Annotated in this window: 15 protein-coding genes; 11 read left to right on the forward strand and 4 right to left on the reverse strand. The window is 29.8% G+C overall.

Annotated features, from left to right (window positions below; genetic code table 11):
- The first annotated feature begins 172 nt into the window (after positions 1 to 172).
- Positions 173 to 1,747 (forward strand): FMN-binding glutamate synthase family protein, encoded by a 1,575-nt coding sequence (locus I0K12_RS08545; RefSeq protein WP_196887096.1) that lies wholly within the window; start codon positions 173 to 175, stop codon positions 1,745 to 1,747.
- A 114-nt stretch (positions 1,748 to 1,861) separates the two neighbouring features.
- Positions 1,862 to 3,544 (forward strand): glutamine--tRNA ligase/YqeY domain fusion protein, encoded by a 1,683-nt coding sequence (locus tag I0K12_RS08550; protein ID WP_196887098.1) that lies wholly within the window; start codon positions 1,862 to 1,864, stop codon positions 3,542 to 3,544.
- 121 nt (positions 3,545 to 3,665) lie between these two features.
- Here the strand turns inward: I0K12_RS08550 and I0K12_RS08555 are convergent, their stop codons facing one another.
- The 3 genes from I0K12_RS08555 to rnr form a co-directional block, all read right to left on the reverse strand.
- Positions 3,666 to 3,872: a twin-arginine translocase TatA/TatE family subunit gene (locus tag I0K12_RS08555; RefSeq protein WP_317194427.1), complete on the reverse strand. Its 207-nt coding sequence runs from the start codon at positions 3,870 to 3,872 to the stop codon at positions 3,666 to 3,668.
- A 69-nt stretch (positions 3,873 to 3,941) separates the two neighbouring features.
- Positions 3,942 to 4,670 (reverse strand): head GIN domain-containing protein, encoded by a 729-nt coding sequence (locus I0K12_RS08560; RefSeq protein WP_196887101.1) that lies wholly within the window; start codon positions 4,668 to 4,670, stop codon positions 3,942 to 3,944.
- Between the two features lie 212 nt (positions 4,671 to 4,882).
- Positions 4,883 to 7,033, reverse strand: a complete 2,151-nt coding sequence (rnr, locus tag I0K12_RS08565; RefSeq protein WP_196887103.1) for a ribonuclease R — start codon at positions 7,031 to 7,033, stop codon at positions 4,883 to 4,885.
- A gap of 762 nt (positions 7,034 to 7,795) precedes the next feature.
- Here rnr and rpiB point away from each other — a divergent pair.
- From rpiB to I0K12_RS08605, 8 genes are all read left to right on the forward strand, one after another.
- The gene (rpiB, locus tag I0K12_RS08570; RefSeq protein WP_196887105.1) at positions 7,796 to 8,227 is read left to right on the forward strand and encodes a ribose 5-phosphate isomerase B; all 432 of its coding nucleotides are present in this window, start codon (positions 7,796 to 7,798) and stop codon (positions 8,225 to 8,227) included.
- Positions 8,227 to 8,673: a GNAT family N-acetyltransferase gene (locus tag I0K12_RS08575; protein WP_196887106.1), complete on the forward strand. Its 447-nt coding sequence runs from the start codon at positions 8,227 to 8,229 to the stop codon at positions 8,671 to 8,673. The genes rpiB and I0K12_RS08575 overlap by 1 nt, the downstream gene beginning before the upstream one ends.
- A gap of 439 nt (positions 8,674 to 9,112) precedes the next feature.
- Entirely contained in the window at positions 9,113 to 10,129 is a 1,017-nt protein-coding gene (locus I0K12_RS08580) for a sugar phosphate nucleotidyltransferase (protein WP_196887107.1), read from the forward strand.
- 10 nt (positions 10,130 to 10,139) lie between these two features.
- The gene (locus tag I0K12_RS08585; RefSeq protein ID WP_196887108.1) at positions 10,140 to 11,060 is read left to right on the forward strand and encodes a tetratricopeptide repeat protein; all 921 of its coding nucleotides are present in this window, start codon (positions 10,140 to 10,142) and stop codon (positions 11,058 to 11,060) included.
- Positions 11,061 to 11,075: 15 nt separating this feature from the next.
- The gene (locus tag I0K12_RS08590; RefSeq protein WP_196887109.1) at positions 11,076 to 11,858 is read left to right on the forward strand and encodes a DUF4292 domain-containing protein; all 783 of its coding nucleotides are present in this window, start codon (positions 11,076 to 11,078) and stop codon (positions 11,856 to 11,858) included.
- Complete coding sequence (locus tag I0K12_RS08595; protein ID WP_196887110.1) at positions 11,858 to 13,144, forward strand: murein hydrolase activator EnvC family protein; 1,287 nt, start codon at positions 11,858 to 11,860, stop codon at positions 13,142 to 13,144. The genes I0K12_RS08590 and I0K12_RS08595 overlap by 1 nt, the downstream gene beginning before the upstream one ends.
- 297 nt (positions 13,145 to 13,441) lie before the next feature.
- Entirely contained in the window at positions 13,442 to 14,113 is a 672-nt protein-coding gene (rsmI, locus tag I0K12_RS08600; RefSeq protein ID WP_196887263.1) for a 16S rRNA (cytidine(1402)-2'-O)-methyltransferase, read from the forward strand.
- A 168-nt stretch (positions 14,114 to 14,281) separates the two neighbouring features.
- Positions 14,282 to 14,782 (forward strand): YdeI/OmpD-associated family protein, encoded by a 501-nt coding sequence (locus tag I0K12_RS08605; RefSeq protein ID WP_196887111.1) that lies wholly within the window; start codon positions 14,282 to 14,284, stop codon positions 14,780 to 14,782.
- 53 nt (positions 14,783 to 14,835) lie between these two features.
- On the opposite strand, the gene I0K12_RS08610 is transcribed toward I0K12_RS08605, so the two are convergent.
- Positions 14,836 to 15,681 carry a hypothetical protein gene (locus I0K12_RS08610; RefSeq protein ID WP_196887113.1) on the reverse strand — a complete coding sequence of 282 codons (846 nt, stop codon included), beginning with the start codon at positions 15,679 to 15,681 and terminating at the stop codon, positions 14,836 to 14,838.
- A gap of 50 nt (positions 15,682 to 15,731) precedes the next feature.
- On the opposite strand from I0K12_RS08610, the gene I0K12_RS08615 reads away from it, so the two are divergent.
- Entirely contained in the window at positions 15,732 to 19,379 is a 3,648-nt protein-coding gene (locus I0K12_RS08615; protein ID WP_231372726.1) for a DUF4175 family protein, read from the forward strand.
- Positions 19,380 to 19,383: the final 4 nt, after the last annotated feature.

Below are 19,383 nucleotides of genomic sequence, written 5' to 3' on the forward strand. Positions count from 1 at the left end.
CAAATCCAAATTATAAAGAGTAAATCGAACTGAATTTATATGACATAAATTTTCAAAAATTGAAATAAAATCTTGTTTTTAAATATTTTAAAAATATTAACAAAAATGATACCAAAAAATTAAAAATAACTAAGGAATATTCTGTAATTTAAATATACTAAAACTTAAAAATATGTCTTACAAGGAATTATACAAGAATATTTCTTTCTTAATTACAATAGTACTTATTATCATAAGTTTTTTTTGGATTCATGCTTTATGGTTTTTTCTCTTTTTTGGGCCATTATTTCTTCTCGGAATCTATGACATGCAGCAAAAAAGACATGCTATTTTAAAAAACTTTCCTGTGATTGGTCACTTTAGATATTTGTTTGAAAAAATTCGACCAGAAATCATGCAATATTTTGTTGAAACCAACACAGAAGGAAGACCAATTAATAGAATTTATCGTTCTCTAGTTTACGAAAGATCAAAAGGTGTGAACGATACAACTCCTTTTGGAACTCAAATGTCTACTTACAAAGCAGGATATGAATGGATTGATCATTCTATGTATGCAAAAAATAAAAAAATTGAAAAACCTTTTCCAAGAGTTTTGATAGGAGGAAAGGACTGTAAACAGCCATACTCTGCTAGTCTTTTAAATATTTCTGCGATGAGTTTTGGAGCTTTGAGTGATAATGCTGTTTTAGCTTTAAACAAGGGTGCAAAAGCTGGAAATTTTGCTCATAATACAGGTGAAGGAGGTTTAAGTCATTATCATCTTAGAAATGGAGGAGATATTGTTTGGCAAATCGGAACTGCATATTTTGGTTGTAGAACTGAAGATGGAAATTTTGATGAAAAATTATTCGAAGAAAAAGCTAAGAAAGAGCAAGTAAAAATGATTGAAATCAAACTTTCTCAAGGAGCAAAACCAGGCCATGGAGGAATTCTTCCAGCTGTCAAAAATACTCCAGAGATTGCTAAAATTAGAAATATAAAACCGCACATTGATGTACATTCACCTCCTTCACATACTGCTTTTTCAAATCCAATGGAGTTTGTACATTTTATAAAAAAACTTCGTGATTTGTCTGGTGGAAAACCTGTTGGATTTAAATTATGTGTAGGGAAAAAACAAGAATTTGTAGATGTTTGTAAAGCAATGATAGAAACAGGAATCAAACCTGATTTTATTACTGTTGATGGAGGAGAAGGTGGAACTGGAGCTGCGCCTGTAGAATTCTCCAATTCGGTAGGTTTTCCTCTTCGTGATGGTTTGGTTTTCGTGGTGGATACTCTGGTTGGTTTTGATTTAAAAAAAGATATTAAAGTAATTGCTTCTGGAAAAATATTGAGCAGTTTTCATATTGCTCGTGTACTTGCTCTTGGTGCAGATTTATGTAATAGTGCTCGTGGTATGATGCTTTCTCTTGGTTGTATTCAATCTTTAGAGTGTAATAAAAATACTTGTCCAACAGGTGTAGCTACACAAAATCAAACTTTAATCAAAGGATTAGATGTGGATAGAAAAGCAAAACTTGTGGAAAACTTTCATAATAATACAGTTTTTAGTCTTTTAGAACTTATTGCAGCTACAGGAGTGGAAAGTCATACAGATATCGAAAGAAAACATGTCATGCGAAGAATAAACATGAATAATGTAATGAGTTTTGCTGAAATTTTTCCCGAATTAGAACCAGGTTGTTTTATCAATGAGAAAAATATTCCGCATCGCTTTGCGCAATTCTTTGTTTCTTCTTGAATGAAATAAGTAATTTTTTTCATAAAACATCTTCAAAACATTCTATTTCAATTGAAATTAAACTATAATTTTCTGTAATTTTGCACCTTAATTTAACATTAATAGTTGAAAGAAATGACAGAAGAATCAAAATCGCTTAATTTTATTGAGCAAATTATTGAAGATGATCTAACTAATGGATTATCAAAAGATAAGTTACGTTTTAGATTCCCCCCAGAACCAAATGGATTTTTACACATTGGTCATGCTAAAGCAATTTGTCTAAACTTTGGATTAGGAGAAGAATACAATGCTCCTGTAAATTTACGTTTCGATGATACAAATCCAGAGAAAGAAGAGCAGGCATACGTTGACGCAATCAAGAAAGATGTAGAATGGCTTGGATTTCAATGGGATAAGGAATGTTATACTTCTGATTATTTCCAGCAACTTTATGATTGGGCTGTTCAATTAATTAAAGAAGGAAAAGCTTATATTGATACACAAAATTCTGAAGAAATTGCTTCTCAAAAAGGTACACCAACAACTCCAGGAACAAATAGTCCACAAAGAGACAGATCTGTGGAAGAAAACTTGGAGATGTTCGAAAAAATGAAAAATGGGGAATTCCCAGAAGGTCATTGTGTACTTCGTGCAAAAATCGATATGGCTTCTCCAAATATGCACATGCGTGATCCTATCATGTATCGTATTATGCATAAAGATCACCATAGAACAGGAAGCGATTGGAAGATGTATCCAATGTATGACTGGGCTCATGGACAATCAGATTATATGGAGCAAATTAGTCACTCATTTTGTACATTAGAATTTGAAGTACACCGTCCATTATACGACTGGTATTTAGATCAAGTTTATGATTCAGAAACTGTAAGAAATAAACAGAGAGAGTTTGCTCGTTTAAATCTTAACTACACAGTGATGAGTAAAAGAAAACTTTTACAATTAGTAGAAGATGAAATTGTAAATGGTTGGGATGATCCACGTATGCCTACTATTTCTGGTTTAAGAAGAAGAGGATATACGCCAAAATCTATTCGTAATTTTGCTAATACAGTAGGAGTTGCAAAACGTGAAAATATCATTGATGTAGCTTTATTAGAATTCAACATTCGTGAAGATTTAAATAAAATAGCTACTAGAGTTATGGGAGTTTTAGATCCTGTAAAACTAGTAATTACTAACTATCCTGAAGGAGAAGAAGAGTGGTTAACAGCTACTAACAATCCTGAGGATGAAAACTCTGGTACACACCAAGTTCCTTTCTCTAGAGAATTATTTATCGAAAGAGAAGACTTTAAAGAAGAAGCAAACAAAAAATTCTTCCGTCTTACTTTAGGTAAAGAAGTTCGTTTGAAAAATGCTTACATCATCAAAGGAGAAGATGTTGTAAAAGACGAAGAAGGAAATATTACAGAAATTCACTGTACTTACGATCCAGATTCTAGAAGTGGAAGTGGAACAGAAGCTAGTAAGCGTAGAGTAAAAGGAACACTTCATTGGGTTTCTCAGAAGCACGCAGTTCCTGCTGAAGTTAGATTATATGATCGTTTATTTACAGATGAAGCTCCTGATGGACACAAAGAGCAAAGCTTTAAAGATTTTGTAAATCCAGATTCTTTAGAAGTGATTACAGCTTATGTAGAGCCTTATTTAAAAGAAGCTAAAATTGGAGATAGATTCCAGTTCCAAAGAAAAGGATATTTCTGTGTAGATAATGATAGTACTGAAGAAAATTTAGTTTTCAACAGAACAGTTACATTGAAAGATTCTTGGGCTAAAAAGCAAAAGAAATAACATATAAATACATAAAAAGAACCTAAAATTTAGGTTCTTTTTTATCAACAAAAAAATCCTGATTGTTAATTAAAATAAATTAATAATCAGGATTTTTCTTTCTGTATATTAAAGACAATTACTATTCTTTATCTTCGTTTTTCTTGTCGATGGCTTTCTTATCGTCATCATCGTCCTTAGAAGCATCTTTAAATTCCTTGATTCCGCTTCCAAGACCTCTCATTAATTCTGGAATTTTTCTACCTCCAAAAAGTAAAAGTATAGCGACCACAATTAAAATAATTTGTGGTGCTCCAAACATTCCCAAAAATATATTTAGTGTATTCATTATCTTAATATTTATGTTGCAAAGATACTAATTAATTATTTATACAAAGTATTAATATAAAATAAAATACTAATCTGTTTTTTCAATTTTACCTCCTAAAATCTTGTCTTTGTTTAAGGCAGAAGGGTTTCCTCGATAGTAAATTTCACCACCAATCTTCACTTTAGCGTTTAAAACATCATTAACCAAAACGTGACCAATTCCTCCTGTAGCAGCAGAAATAGTAGTTTGAGCTGTTCTTAAACCATATCCGTTATAAATTCCTCCAAGAGAAAGAACAACATCTTGTGTTTGAGAAAAACCAGTAGTTTCTACTCTAGATCCTGAAACAGATTTTACTTTTAAATAATTTAAACTTAAATCAATCTCAATCATAGAACCTTCTTGAGCTCTTAGTTCTAGAGCACTTTGTTTTATCGTTTCTCTAGCTGTAATTTTTGCACCTTCGTTTACATCAATTACATTGATTGGATCTTTATAAAATACTTGAATAATTGCATCTTTTGAATTGAAAAGCCCTGAGATATTCACAGAAATTTTCAACATCTTGTTTTTTAATTTCACACGAACATCTTCTGCTCTTTTTCCAGCAACTATAACTTTTGCTTCATCCGATTTGATTAACTCAACTTCTAAAGCATTAAAAACTTTTAATGAATTAAATCCATCAACACTAGTTGTAATTTGTTCTTGTGCAAACGAATTTGAAGTAAATAAAAACATCATCATAGTTATCAACATACTTGTTAATAACCCTGACTTTTGTTTATAAATATCATTTAAATATTTTATCTGCATAATTTTACTTATTAACTTTATTCAACAGAAAACAATAACTGTACCCAAAAAAAGATTGGAACTAAAAAATGTTACATCTGCCTTTTTCCTTTTTTGGTTTTAAAATTAAATATTTAGAATAAAATAATCGATCAAATATATATTTTTTATCATTTTTTTAAAAAATAATTTAAAAAAACGGATTCTCATTAAAAGTTTTTAAACGAAAAAAATTATAATTTTTCTATCAATTCGAAATCTAAATGCTTTCTTTCTAGGTCAGTATTCTTCACTTTGATTACAACATCGTCTCCTAATTGGTAAAGATTATGTGAACTTTGTCCTACTAAAGCATATTGTTCTTCGTCAAAAATGTAATAATCATCTTTCAGATCTCTAGTTCGAATCATTCCTTCACATTTATTTGACTTGATTTCTACATAAATTCCCCACTCTGTTACTCCAGAAATTACACCTTCGAACTCCTCATCCTTATGATCTTCCATGTATTTCACTTGCATGTACTTAATAGAATCTCTTTCCGCTCTTGCTGCTAATTGCTCTCTATCTGAACTATGTTTAGATTTATCTTCATAAACTTCAGCATTCGGCGATTTTCCTCCATCTAAGTAATGTTGTAATAAACGATGTGTCATCACATCCGGATATCTACGAATTGGAGAGGTGAAATGGCTGTAATAATCAAATGCAAGACCGTAATGTCCTATATTGTCTGTTGTATAAAGTGCTTTACTCATCGAACGAATCGTTAAAGTTTCCACCATATTTGCTTCTCCTTTACCCGAAACATCCTTTAAAAGCTTGTTAAGTGAGTCGGTAGTCGACTTTCTTGAATGCGTATCAATCTTATATCCGAACTTATTAACAATATTCTGTAAAGATGTTAATTTCTCACTATCTGGCTCATCGTGCACACGGTAAATAAACGTCTTATTTGTCGGACGTCCGTTGGTAAACCCAATGAATTCGGCTACTTTCTTGTTCGCAAGTAGCATAAATTCCTCGATTAGCTTGTTAGAATCTTTTTGTTCTTTAAAGTAAACTCCTGTCGGATTTGCTTCTTCATCAAGGTTAAACTTCACTTCAATCTTATTATCGAAGGTAATTGCACCAGCATCCAAACGTTTTCCGCGTAAAATCTTGGCTAGTTTGTCTAAAGTTGTAATTTCTTCTACAAATTTACCTTCTCCAGACTCAATAATCGCCTGTGCATCTTCGTATGTGAATCGATGATCCGAATAAGTTACTGTTCTTCCAAACCACTTATTAACAATTTCAGCTTTATTGTTCATTTCGAAAACAGCAGAGAATGTCAATTTCTCCTCATTTGGACGAAGTGAACACACATTATTGGATAAAACTTCTGGTAGCATCGGAACCACTCTGTCTACTAAATATACAGAAGTTGCTCTAGAATATGCCTCCTCGTCTAGGATTGTGTCTGGTTGTACGTAGTGAGAAACGTCTGCAATGTGAACTCCAATTTCGATATTTCCGTTTTCTAATTTTTCAAAAGAAAGCGCATCATCAAAATCTTTTGCATCTTTTGGATCAATTGTAAAAGTCGTCACAGAACGCATATCTCTACGTTTTGCTATTTCTTCTTCAGTAATCTCTATAGGAAGCTCAGAAGCTTCTTTTTCAACCTCTGGAGGGAAATTATAAGGTAATCCGTATTCTAATAAAATAGAATGGATTTCTGTATCATGCTCTCCTGGTTTTCCAAGTACTGTGGTGATTTTTCCAAAAGGATTTTTAGAATTTTCTGGCCAATCTGTAATTTTTGCAACTACTTTATCACCATCTTCTGCATCTCCAACTTTGTTTTTAGCGATAAAAATATCTGCATACATTTTTGGATTATCTGGAACAACAAAACCGAAGTTTTTACTCATTTGCAGCACTCCTACGAACTCTTTCTTAGCTCTTTGGATGATTTCTACAACTTCTCCTTCAAGTTTCTTATTTCGTCTTCTTTTATAAACATATACTTTTACAGTATCGTCTTGTAGTGCATGATTTAAATTGATCGATGGAATAAACACATCGTCTTCAAATTCTTCACAAATAAAATATCCATTACCTGAAGATGTTAGATCTACAGTTCCTGTATAATAATCTTTTGCAAGATTGATTTTATATTTTCCTCTACTTGTTTCTTCAATTTTTTTCTGAGCCTTCAATTCTTCAAGCTTCTTGATCACTTGTGCCTTTCCACCTGCGTTTACCACACCCATTTTTGCACAAATCTGCTTATAATTGAAGGATTTATTAGAATCTGCATTTAAGACTTTCAACACTTTCCTAGTTAAATCTTTAATAACATTTCCTTTTTTCTTAAATAATCTTTTTTTTCTACTCATTATACTATAGTATTTCTCTAATAACAATAGTTATCAACAATTGTTATCAATATCTTTTAATAAAACTAAATCTTTGGGCGAAATTCTTTAATTCAAGGACACTAAATTGTGCCATTAAATAATACTAGGCAGTAAAACTGTTACAAAGGTAGTCTATTTTTTGAATCTAAAGCTAGAAACTAAATACTTAATTATTCTATAACATTGAAAAATGAAAAATAGTTACTTGTTATTAACATATATTAATATATATACTTTCTTTAAAAATTTTTAAAAAAATAATTTATGTCTTATTATATAGTGTTAATAAGTACAATAAGTTGTGGATTAAAAATTTGGTTTTCTACTTATGTAAGACTAATGAACAATTATAAACACCTTATGTTGATAGTAAACTATTGAAATACTTAGCTTTTATTAGGGTTATAAACATTTTGTTCATAATTGTTAATTACAGTTTTGAAGATAAAAATAAGATCTGATATTGTTTATAACTGGCTTTATAACTGTGTAAAATCTTTCAATAATAAAAAGAAAAAAAAGTTGCAAATATTGAAAGTAGTGCTGTATGTAAATCTTATGTTAAAAAACAAATTATCTTATTTTTTTTAGTTCCTATTTTATTCACATCTGTTGTTAATTTTAAACCCTTGATTTTCAAAGGAAGTTTAGTTTTCATTAACATTGTTGATAAAGGGGTGTTAATAAGACGGAATTCGTATTTTTGTACCTATATATTATTAATAATAACAAACACAACTTATGACAATAGCTATTGGAAATGACCACGCTGGTACAAATTACAAGTTCGAAATCATCGAATATTTAGAAGCAAAAGGAATTAAAGTATTAAATTTTGGTACTGATGCTGAAGATAGTATGGATTATCCGGATGCAGTTCACCCTGTTGCAGATGCTGTAGAATCTAAAGAAGCAGACAGAGGAATTATTATTTGTGGTAGTGGAAATGGAGCAGCAATGACAGCAAATCACCATAAAGGAATTCGTGCAGCTTTATGTTGGACTAATGAAATTGTATCTTTAGCAAGACAACATAATGATGCTAACATTTTAAGTATTCCTGCAAGATTTGTTTTATTAGAAGATGCTATTGAATTTGTGGAAACTTTCTTATCAACTGAATTTGAAGGAGGTAGACACCAAAATAGAATTGATAAAATTCCTGTAAAATAATGAATTGGATCTTGAAGACTTTTGATGAATTGTCAAAAGAAGAACTTTATCAACTATTAAAATTACGCTCTGAAGTTTTTATTGTTGAACAAAATTGTCCTTATCAAGACATTGATGATCTAGATCAGAAAGCTCATCATTTATACATATATAATAAGGAGAATACGAAGATTGTAGCTTATTCACGACTTTTCAACAAAGGTATTTATTATGAACAAGCAGCAATTGGTAGAGTTTTGGTTTCGGAAGAATATAGAAAATATGGTTATGGTCATGATTTGATGAAAGAATCTAAACGAGTTATTAAACAATTGTTCACAACTTCGGAAATAAAGATAGGAGCGCAGTTATATTTGAAGAAATTTTACGAATCTCACGGTTTTCAACAATTAGGAGACTCTTATATTGAAGACGGAATTCCACATATTCACATGCTTTGTGAATAATTTAAATAGTTTAAAAAGAATTATTTAGGTTTAAAATTTCTTAAAAAAATATAAAAATAGAAAAGAATTAAAACTAGGTTGTAAACAAGTTATTCACAATATTGTTGATAAGTTAATAACTGTTTATAAAGTGAAATTTAGCTTTAAAACTTTCCAAAATATACTTAGAAAAGTGATATGAAGATTTTATATAATTCATATCACTTTTTTACGTTAATAACTTGTTGATAACCTATAATAATTGTGAATTAAATCTTAATATTTAATAAATCTGAGTTTGTTTATAGGTATTTTATAATTAGATAATTATTAATGCATAATACTTTTTAAACCTTATTAAATATTAAAAGAATCCACTGTTTATAACTTGTTGATATATGTTTAATAATTGTATATTGCAGAAAAATTTACAGAGGAAATTTAACACCAAATTAAACTTATGAAAATTATTGTCCCTATGGCGGGAGTTGGTTCGAGATTGAGGCCTCATACATTGACTACCCCAAAACCATTGACACTTATTGCAGGAAAACCAATCGTTCAGAGATTAGTTGAAGATATTACAAAGGTTGTAAAAGAAGATGTTGAAGAGATTGCATTTATCATCGGGCCTGCAACTAAAGGATTTAAAGAAGAAACAAAAGAAAACTTAATAAAAATAGCAGAAAGTTTAGGAGCAAAAGGACATGTATTTGTTCAGGAAACTGCTCTTGGAACTGCACACGCAATTAATTGTGCAAAAGATGTTTTAGACGGACCATGTGTGGTAGCGTTTGCAGATACTTTATTCAAAGCAGAATTTACTTTAGACACAGAAGCTGACGGAGCTATTTGGGTAAAACAAGTAGAAGATCCAAGTGCTTTTGGAGTTGTAAAGTTAAAAGACGGTATCATCACAGACTTCGTTGAAAAACCTAAGGAATTTGTAACTGATCTTGCAATTATTGGAATTTATTACTTCAAAGATGGAGCAAAATTACAAGCAGAATTACAACATTTAATTGACAACAATATCATGGATCGTGGAGAGTTTCAATTAACAGATGCTCTTGAGAACATGAAACAACAAGGAATGAAATTTGTTCCTGGTAAAGTTGACGAGTGGATGGACTGTGGTAAAAAAGATCCTACAGTAGATACAAACACAAAGATTTTAGGTTTTGCACATAAAGATGGTGAAAAACTTATTGCTGATTCTGTTGTTTTAGAAAATGCAACAATTATTGAACCATGTTTTATTGGTGAAAATGTTGTGTTGAAAAATGCAATCGTAGGTCCAAATGTTTCTTTAGGAGAAAATAGTGTTGTAGAAAATGCTACCATCAAAAATTCTTTAATCCAAAAGAATGTGGAGATTTCAAATGCAAATTTAGACAATGCAATGATCGGAAATCACGCAAAATACAATGGTAACTTTACTTCTGTTAGTATTGGAGATTACACAGAATTAATTTAACTTAAACCATATGAAAAAAAGGAATACACATATAGCTATTTGGATAGGAATCTTTTGTATTCCTTTTTTTATCAATGCGCAAAAAAATCAGGAAGAAGAAAATTATTTAAAATTCCAAGAACACTTTTTTGAAGCTTTAAAATTGAAAGCAAACAATGAAGTTGAAAAGTCGATTTTGGAATTTGAAAATTGCTATACTTTAGATACTTCAAATACTGCAGTACATTTTCAGCTGGCAGAGAACTATTTAAAACAAAAAAAATATTTTGAAGCAGATTTATTTATCAACAAAGCTTTAAAACAAGAAACGGATAATTATTGGTTTCAAGAATTGGCAGCAACTATTTTTGAAGAGCAGCATAAATATGAAGATGCAATTGTGCTTGTGAAAAAAATGGTAGAGAAAAAACCTTATAAATCGAATGATCTAATTATGCTTTATATCAAAAATCGAGAGATGGAAAAAGCGCGTGATTTGATAAAAGATTTGGATGAAAAAGGTTTGTTGGCTTCCAAATATAATTACTACAAAGAGTCTGCAAGAAGAAATGCGGACAAGAATAAGAATAAAGGAAATTCAGATAAAAATTCTATTAAAAGTTTAATTAACGAATTTAATTCTACGCAAAAATTTGAAGTTTTAAGACAGCTTTTGATTTTGGTAGAAAAAGAAAATGATTTTCAAAAATTATTAAAATACAGTGAAGTTGGAATAGAATTGTATCCAACACAAGCTTTTTTATATTTGCAAAATGCAAAAGCTTTAAACCAACTAAAAAAATATAGTGATGCAGTTGATATCCTAGAAATGGGAATGGAATATGTTTTTGAAAACAAGAAAATGCAAAAACAATTCTACAAACAATTTGTGATGTCTTATGAAGGTTTAAATAAAAAAGACAAAGCAAAAGAATATCAAAAGAAGCTTTAAAATAATTTATTGAAAATGAAATCTTTATTAAAATATACTTTATTAATATCTGTATTGGTATTGAGCTCATGTAAGAGTACGAAAAATGTTACTTCTAATGTTTTGGAAGTAAAGGAGATGAGTTCTAAAAAAATTATCAAAAGACATTATAAAAACGAATTACCAGAAAAGACAGTTCTAGCGAAAATGAAAGTTCGTTATGAAGATCCAAATCAAACACAAAATGTTACGGTGAAACTTCGTATGGAAGTGGATAAGAAAATTTGGATAAGTGCTGGAATGTTTGGAATAACTGGTGCAAAAATGTTAATAACTCCGGATAATGTGAAGTTTTATAACACGATTGATAACACTTATTTTGATGGGGATTTTGAAATTTTGAGTAATTTTTTAGGAACGGATTTAGATTTTGAAAAAGTACAAAATTTACTTTTAGGACAAGCTATTTATGATCTTAAAGATGGAAGATATTCTTCTGAAATTGAAGCGAAAAATTACTTATTAACACCAAAAAAGCAAAAAGAATTATTTGATTTGTTTTTCTGGATCAATCCTTCAAATTATAAAGTTGCAAAACAACATATTATTCAAGAAGAAAAAAATCAAGAACTTACAATTGATTATCAGTCTTATCAGACTAAGAATAATATAATTTTCCCTAAAGACGTAGAAATTATTGCTAATTCTGAAGATAAAATCACGAAAATTAATATTGATTATAAATCGGTAGAATTAGACAAAAAATTAAGTTTTCCATTTAAAATACCAAAAGGTTACAAAGAAATCAGTTTAGATTAATGAAACGAATTGTAAAATATTTCATCGTTTTAAGTTCTTTTTTTCTTTTTGCAAATGTAGGTTATGCACAATCTACCAAGCGAAAAGAATTGGAAAAGAAGCGTGAGCAACTTCAGGAGGAAATTAAAACGATTCAAAACTTATTTTTTAAAACCCAAAAAGAAGGGAAAAGTTTGTTGGTGAAAGTAAATGATCATCAACAGAAAATTCAACGACGAAATTATTTGATTCAAACAATAGAAGAAGAAATTGAAGAACTTTCTTTAGAAATTGATTCCTATCAGGTTGTTGTAGATACTCTTGAAAATAAACTTCTTAAGTTGAAAAAAGAGTATGCAGATATGGTTTACCAATCTTATAAAAGTAAATCGCAAAATAGTCGTTTGATGTTTATTCTATCTTCCGAAGATTTTTATCAAGCTTATAAAAGATTGCAATACATGAAGCAATATTCTCAGTTTCGAAAGAAGCAGGGAGAAGTAATTGTGATTCAGAAATTGGAAATTCAGAAGTTTACAGATTCTCTTTTAAATAGAAAAAAATTAAAAGAATCTTTGATAGAAGAACAAGTTGGTGAGCAAAGTTTGATTGCACAAGAGAAAGAAAATCTTGAAAAAATTATTAAGCAAATCAAGAAGAAAGAATCGAAGTATAAAAGAGATATTAAGAAAAAAATTGCTGCTGAAGCAAAGATAGATAAGCAAATTGATAAGTTAATTAAAGACGAGATTGCAAGAGCAAATAAGAAGGCAAAAGAAGAAGCGGCAAAGAAATTAGCTGCTGCATCTAAAAAGCCTGTTAAAAAGCCAAAAACAACTGAAAAACCTAATAATAATAAGTTCATTCTGACGAAAGAATCTAAGTTTTTAGCGGTAAAGTTTGAGTCTAATAAAGGAAAACTTCCTTGGCCAGTAGAACGAGGTTTGGTTGTACGAAAATTTGGTCCGCAACCACATCCTACATTTAAAGGAATTACGATTGTAGGAACTGGAATTCATATTGCAACAGAAAAAGGTGCAAAGGCTCGTTGTGTTTTTGATGGTGAAGTTTTTGCAATTCAGGTTTTAAAAGAAGGGAAAAAAGCTGTTTATATTCGTCATGGAAACTATATCACGATTTATAATAATCTGGAAAATGTTTCTGTGGCTAAAGGAGATATCGTGGAAACGAAGCAGGAAATAGGAACTATTTTTACGGATAAAGTTACGGACAAAACTATTTTATCTTTTGTACTTTCTAAAGATACCAAACGTCTAGATCCGATTAAGTGGATTCATAAAATTTAGGCATAAAAAAAGTAAGAGATCTAAAAATTGCGCAAAACTGATCTCTTACTTAAAATTATTTAATCTTCAAAAAATGAAAAAAGTATTTATTTTTACTTTCTTGATGCTAATATAAGTATATTTTTATATTATACAATAAAAATGTTAAATAATTATTTATTTATATTGAAATTTAGATTTATTAACTAATAAAAAATAATCATAACTTTTAATAATTGATTATTCTACAATTGATTATTAGTTCTGTTTGAAGATTCAATTTTTTCTTTTCCCTACCTTTGTATTTTATTAAAAATCATCATGAAATTATATTTAGTTCCTACGCCAATCGGTAATTTAGAAGACATGACTTTTCGTAGTGTGAAAGTGTTGAATGAAGTAGATGTTATCTTAGCAGAAGATACAAGAACATCAGGAAAACTTTTGAAACATTATGAGATTTCTACACCAATGCAAAGCTATCATATGCACAATGAGCATAAAATTGTAGATAGATTGGTAGAAAGAATGAAATCTGGAGAAACGATGGCTTTAATTACAGATGCAGGAACTCCAGCAATTTCTGATCCTGGATTTTTATTAACAAGAGCTTGTGTTGAAGGAGATGTTGAAATTGAATGTCTTCCTGGTGCTACTGCTTTTGTGCCTGCTTTGGTAAATTCTGGTTTGCCAAATGACAAATTTGTTTTCGAAGGTTTTTTACCAATTAAAAAAGGAAGACAAACAAGATTTAAAATTCTTGCTGAAGAAAATAGAACGATGATTTTTTATGAATCTCCACATAAGTTGTTGAAAACTCTTCAACATTTTAAAGAATATTTCGGTGCTGAACGAAAAATGTCGGCTTCTCGTGAGCTTACGAAGATGTATGAAGAAACAATCCGTGGAACTGTGGAGGATTTAATCCAACATTTTGACAAAAAAGCTCCAAAAGGTGAGTTTGTTTTGATTGTTGAAGGAAAGAAATAATTATAAATTGTAGCTTTTTACACATTATTTGTGAACAACTTGTTGATAACTGTGAATAAAGTTAAATAAATTTTAATAAAAATTAACAAATAAGAAAAGACTGTTGATAAGCAGTCTTTTTTGTTTATAATTGTTTTTTACTTTTAATTAAAAATCAAATTCTAGAAAATGGAAACAAAAAATTGGTTGATAGAAAAAGAATATCTTTTAGAGAAATTTACTGGAAAAGCAGCATGGACTTATATAGAGATTCCAGAAATCAAACCAAATAAAAATATGCCTTTTGGTTGGGTAATTGTTTCAGGATTTATTGATGATTTTAAATTAGAGAAAATAAAATTGATGCCAAAAGGAAATGGAAATCTATTTTTGGCTGTGAATGCTAAAATTCGAAAAAAGATTAAAAAAGAAGCAGGAGCGAAGGCTTTTTTAAAATTGAATATCGAAAATGCTCCTAGCGAAATTCCTGAAGAAATCATGGAATGTTTTGCAAATGAATCGAAAAAAGTCTACACCAATTTTTTAAACTTAAAAAAAGAACAACAACAAACTTTTCTAAATTGGATTTATAGCGCAAAAAGTGAAGATCAAAAAGCAGAAAGAATTATTGACATGATGGATAAATTAGCTAGAGGTGATCATTTTTTTACTAGAAAAGAGAAAACATAAAAAAAGCTGTCCGAAGACAGCTTTAATAAAAGTGTTTGATTTTGACTTGTTTATTAAAATTTGGTGTAAATACCGAAGCTTAAAGCGTTTTTCCTTGCAACCAAGTTTCCAGAAAATGCGCTATTCGTTCCGATTACTGCACCAAACTTAGGAGTGATCTCTCCTAAAATCTTAAATCCGTAAGCAATAAACTCTTGATTATCTAAATATAATCCTGTTTGTAAATTAGACATTGGAAGTGCAATTTCTCCATCTTCAAAAGATTCTAAAACATGAATTCCTCCAATTACCCAAATTCTATTTATGAATTTAATTCCACCTTCTAAATTAGCTACAACACTGTTGCTATATTTATTTGTTTTGAAGTTGAAACCAAAATTACCTTGAAGATACACTTTTTCCCATCCTTTTCCAATATTAATTGTTGGAATAATTTCCCAAGCATCGTATCCTGTTCTTAGTCCAGTTTCATTATCAAAATCTGAAGTATTGATTCCAATATTTAACTGACCTGAAACAACAACACCTTTATCTATCAGCTTTTGTTGTACTCCAACGGTAATATTTCCAAGTCCAGAAAAGTCTCCTTCTTTAATTGTTAATGGATGTGTAGGGTTATCAACAATATCTCCTGTCTTCAAAATTTTATATGGAAGGTCTATTAAAACCGTTGTTTTATCTGTAATTCCATATTTTGCATAAATTTGTAAAGTATTGTCTGTTATTTTTCTAGAAGTTCTATAAGTATTGTCATTTGTACCAAAAAGCCTCGAATATTCGTTTATATTAGAGAAACCAGCTTGTACATACCATTCATTTTTTTTCTGTGTCCAAGCGCTTTGTGCATAAATACTTAGAGAAAGAAAAAATGCACACAGAATCAAATACGTTTTTTTCATAATTATATTAACTTTACGTTTTTACTAACTATTTAAATAAATTGTCTGTTTTGCAATCCATTCATTACATAAAAGATAAGTTAAAATTCTTTATCAAAAAATATTATCGAAACGAATTATTAAAAGGAAGCATTTTATTTTTTAGTTTCGGATTGCTTTATTTTATTGGTACTCTGTTTGTTGAGCATTTCTTTTGGTTGAAATCTTCTTACAGAGCTTTGCTGTTTTGGATGTTTATTTTGGTAGAATTAATTTTATTAATTCGTTTTATTTTTCTTCCAATTTTTAAATTAATCGGTTTGCAAAAAGGAATTTCGAATGAAGATGCTTCAAAAATCATCGGAAATCATTTTCCTGAAGTAGGAGATAAGCTTTTAAATGTTTTACAGTTGGGAGCTTCGGATGCAAAATCAGAATTATTATTAGCTAGTATTGAACAAAAAAGTAAAGAGTTACAACCGATTCCTTTTAAAAAGGCAATTAATTTTAAAACAAACGTAAAATATCTTCGCTACGCAGCTTTTCCACTTGGAATTATTTTTATCACACTTTTGACTGGAGATGTAAAAATATTTAATGATAGTTTAGGTAGAGTAGTTCAGTATCAAAAAGAATTTGAGCCACCAGCACCGTTTAAATTTCATCTTTTGCATGAAAATTTAAAAGCAGTAGAAGGGAGCTCGCTTCCAATAACCCTTGAAATTATTGGTGATGTGTTACCAGAAAATGTAGAAATTCATTTTGATGGTGAAAATTATCTTTTGACTAAAAATGATTTAGGAGCTTTTGAATTTACTTTTCAAAACATTCAAAAACCTGTTGATTTCTATTTTGAAGCAAATGGTTATGCTTCTAAAAATTATAAAATTGATTTAGTAAATGCTCCTGTGATTACTGATTTTGAAATGTTATTAAGTTATCCAGCTTATACAAACAAGAAAAAAGAAACAGTAAAAAACACAGGAAATATCGTGATTCCTGAAGGAACAAATGTGGAATGGATTGTTAAAACTAATAATACAGAAAATGTAGCATTCAATTCTGAAGAAATTGAAAGTTTTACAAAATCTAATGATAATAATTCAGAGTATCATTTTAAGAAAAGAATTTTTAAACCAATAAATTATACAATTTCTTCTTCTAATAAAGCTTTGAAAGATTATGAAGTTCTACAATTTTCTATTGAAACGATTTCAGATGCTTCTCCAAAAATTGATGTGATTACGAATATCGATTCTATTTCTCGTGGGCCAGCTTTTTTCAAAGGACAAGTTTCGGATGATTATGGAATTTCGAAATTGCAATTGGTTTATTTTGATGAAAAAAATCCTGAAAACCAGAAGATTTATCGTTTTCCAATAAATACGGAGAGTTATCAACAATTTCAATATGTTTTTCCACAACACTTAAAGATTGAAGATGGCGTTTCTTATGCTTTTTATTTTGAAGTATTTGATAATGATATTCTTCATGGAAATAAATCTGCAAAAACAAAGACATTTAGTTATTATAAAAAGACGCAAAAAGAAGTTCAAAACGAATTAATCAAAGAACAAAAACAGTCGATTGATAAGTTGGAAGATGCTTTAGAAAACACAAAAGAGAATTCTAAAGAGTTGAAAAATTTTGAAGATAATCTACAAAAGTCTGAGAAAATGCAATGGTCTGATAAGAAAAAATTAGAGCAATTTTTGAAAAGACAAGAGCAGTATAATGAAATGTTGGAAAAACAAGCGGAGACTTTAAAGCAAAATTTCCAAGAGCAGAAGTCAAATGATCTAGAAGAACGATTAAGAGAAGATCAGGAAGCTATTGAAGAAAGATTAAATGAAGCAGAAGATCTTGAAAAACAAAAGAAACTTCTGGAAGAATTAAAAGAACTTTCGGAGAAATTAAATAAAGAAGATTTAGTTGAAAAACTGAAACAATTAGCAAAACAACAAGAAGCACAGGAGCAAAGCTTAGAAAGAGTTTTAGAATTGACAAAGCGTTTTTATGTAGAGCAAAAGGCAAATGATATTGCGAAAAAATTAGAAGATTTAGCTAAAAAACAAGAAGAACTTGCAGAGAATAAAGATAATAAATCTTTAGAAGAGCAGAAAAAAGCGCAAGATGAATTGGCTAAAGAATTTGAAAAATTGAAGAAAGCATTGGAAGAACTTCGAAAAGATAATGAGGAGTTAAAACAACCAATGCAATTACCTGATACAAAGTTTGAAGAAAATCAAGTTTCTAAGGAATTAGAAAAAATTGAGAAAAAGCAAGATGAACAATTAAAAAATCAGGAAAAAACGGAAGGTGAAAAATCTTCAGATTCTGAGAAAAAAGATTCTGAAAAAGGAGAGAAAAAAGACGGAGAAAAACAAAATAGCGATAAGAAGGACGGTCAAAAAAACGACGAAGAAAAGAAAGAAGGAGAAAAACAAGACGGAGAGAAACAGGATTCTGAGAAAAAAGAAGAAGAGCAAAATAAGAAGCAAGGAGGAAAACAACCTTCTAATCAGCAAAAGCAAAATTCACCTCAGAAAAACCAGAAAAAAGCTAGTCAGCAGATGCAAAATATTAGCATGCAAATGATGCAGATGATGCAACAACAATCTGGTGATATGATTCAAGAAGATATTGAAACACTTCGTTTGATTGTTGAAAATCTATTGACTTTTTCTTTTGAACAAGAAGATTTAATGAAACGATTTGAAAGCGCTTCTACAAAGCATCCATCTTTTGCTTCAAATATCAAATTACAGCAAAAATTAAAACAACATTTCGAACATATTGATGATAGCTTATATGTCTTATCGTTACGAACACCAAAATTGTCCAATAGAGTTTTAGAAGATGTTTCTAATATTCATTATTACATAGAAAATTCATTTGAACATTTTACAGAAAATCAATATGAAACTGGACTTTCAGATCAACAATTTATCATCACTGGAGCAAATAATTTAGCCTTATTATTGAGTGAATTATTAAATAATATGCAATCTCCACCGCCATTTCCTGGGCAAGGAGAAGGAAATTCACAGGATCAGAATTCCTTTAGTTTACCTGATATAATCCAACAACATGATGAAATGATGGAGAAAATGAAAGAAGGGCAGAAACCAGGAGAGAAAGGTAAAGAAAGTGAACAGCAAGGCCAGAAACAAGGGCAAGGCGAACAGCAGGGGCAAGGTGAAAAAGGTCTGCAAAAAGGAGGACAGAAACAGGGAGGAAAATCTCAAGGGCAGAGTGGACAAGGAAACCAAAATGGTGAAGGAGATAACTCTGAACAAGAGAGTGAAGAATTGTATGAGATTTATAAGAAGCAAGCGAAATTACGTCAAGCTTTAGAGGACTATTTAGAAAAAAATGGTAAGAAAGGAAAAGGAGGAAATGGTTCGAAAGCAGTTACAAAAATGAAACAATTAGAAAAACAATTGTTGGATCAAGGAGTAACAGAATCTTATAAACAGCAAATGCAATTATTAAAACATGAGCTTTTAAAACTGCAAAAAGCTGAGAAGGAACAAGGAAAAGATTCGAAAAGAGAATCGAATACAAATAAGACGGAATACGATTTTTATCAAATAGATTCTTTAAACTTGCCAAAGAATTTCTATAATAAAGATGAGATTTTACAAAGGCAATCTTTACCTTTACAGTCTATTTACAAGAAAAAAGTTCAAGAATATTTTCAACAACAATTAAAATAAATGA

It is taken from the genome of Aureivirga sp. CE67 (genome assembly GCF_015767245.1).
GTDB lineage: Bacteria > Bacteroidota > Bacteroidia > Flavobacteriales > Flavobacteriaceae > Aureivirga.

Excerpts from the sequence above, each read along its gene's own strand:
- I0K12_RS08545 (WP_196887096.1), top strand. The coding sequence starts at position 173 with ATGTCTTACAAGGAATTATACAAGAATATTTCTTTCTTAATTACAATA.
- I0K12_RS08550 (WP_196887098.1), top strand. The coding sequence starts at position 1,862 with ATGACAGAAGAATCAAAATCGCTTAATTTTATTGAGCAAATTATTGAA.
- I0K12_RS08555 (WP_317194427.1), bottom strand. The coding sequence starts at position 3,872 with ATGAATACACTAAATATATTTTTGGGAATGTTTGGAGCACCACAAATT.
- I0K12_RS08560 (WP_196887101.1), bottom strand. The coding sequence starts at position 4,670 with ATGCAGATAAAATATTTAAATGATATTTATAAACAAAAGTCAGGGTTA.
- rnr (WP_196887103.1), bottom strand. The coding sequence starts at position 7,033 with ATGAGTAGAAAAAAAAGATTATTTAAGAAAAAAGGAAATGTTATTAAA.
- rpiB (WP_196887105.1), top strand. The coding sequence starts at position 7,796 with ATGACAATAGCTATTGGAAATGACCACGCTGGTACAAATTACAAGTTC.
- I0K12_RS08575 (WP_196887106.1), top strand. The coding sequence starts at position 8,227 with ATGAATTGGATCTTGAAGACTTTTGATGAATTGTCAAAAGAAGAACTT.
- I0K12_RS08580 (WP_196887107.1), top strand. The coding sequence starts at position 9,113 with ATGAAAATTATTGTCCCTATGGCGGGAGTTGGTTCGAGATTGAGGCCT.
- I0K12_RS08585 (WP_196887108.1), top strand. The coding sequence starts at position 10,140 with ATGAAAAAAAGGAATACACATATAGCTATTTGGATAGGAATCTTTTGT.
- I0K12_RS08590 (WP_196887109.1), top strand. The coding sequence starts at position 11,076 with ATGAAATCTTTATTAAAATATACTTTATTAATATCTGTATTGGTATTG.
- I0K12_RS08595 (WP_196887110.1), top strand. The coding sequence starts at position 11,858 with ATGAAACGAATTGTAAAATATTTCATCGTTTTAAGTTCTTTTTTTCTT.
- I0K12_RS08605 (WP_196887111.1), top strand. The coding sequence starts at position 14,282 with ATGGAAACAAAAAATTGGTTGATAGAAAAAGAATATCTTTTAGAGAAA.
- I0K12_RS08610 (WP_196887113.1), bottom strand. The coding sequence starts at position 15,681 with ATGAAAAAAACGTATTTGATTCTGTGTGCATTTTTTCTTTCTCTAAGT.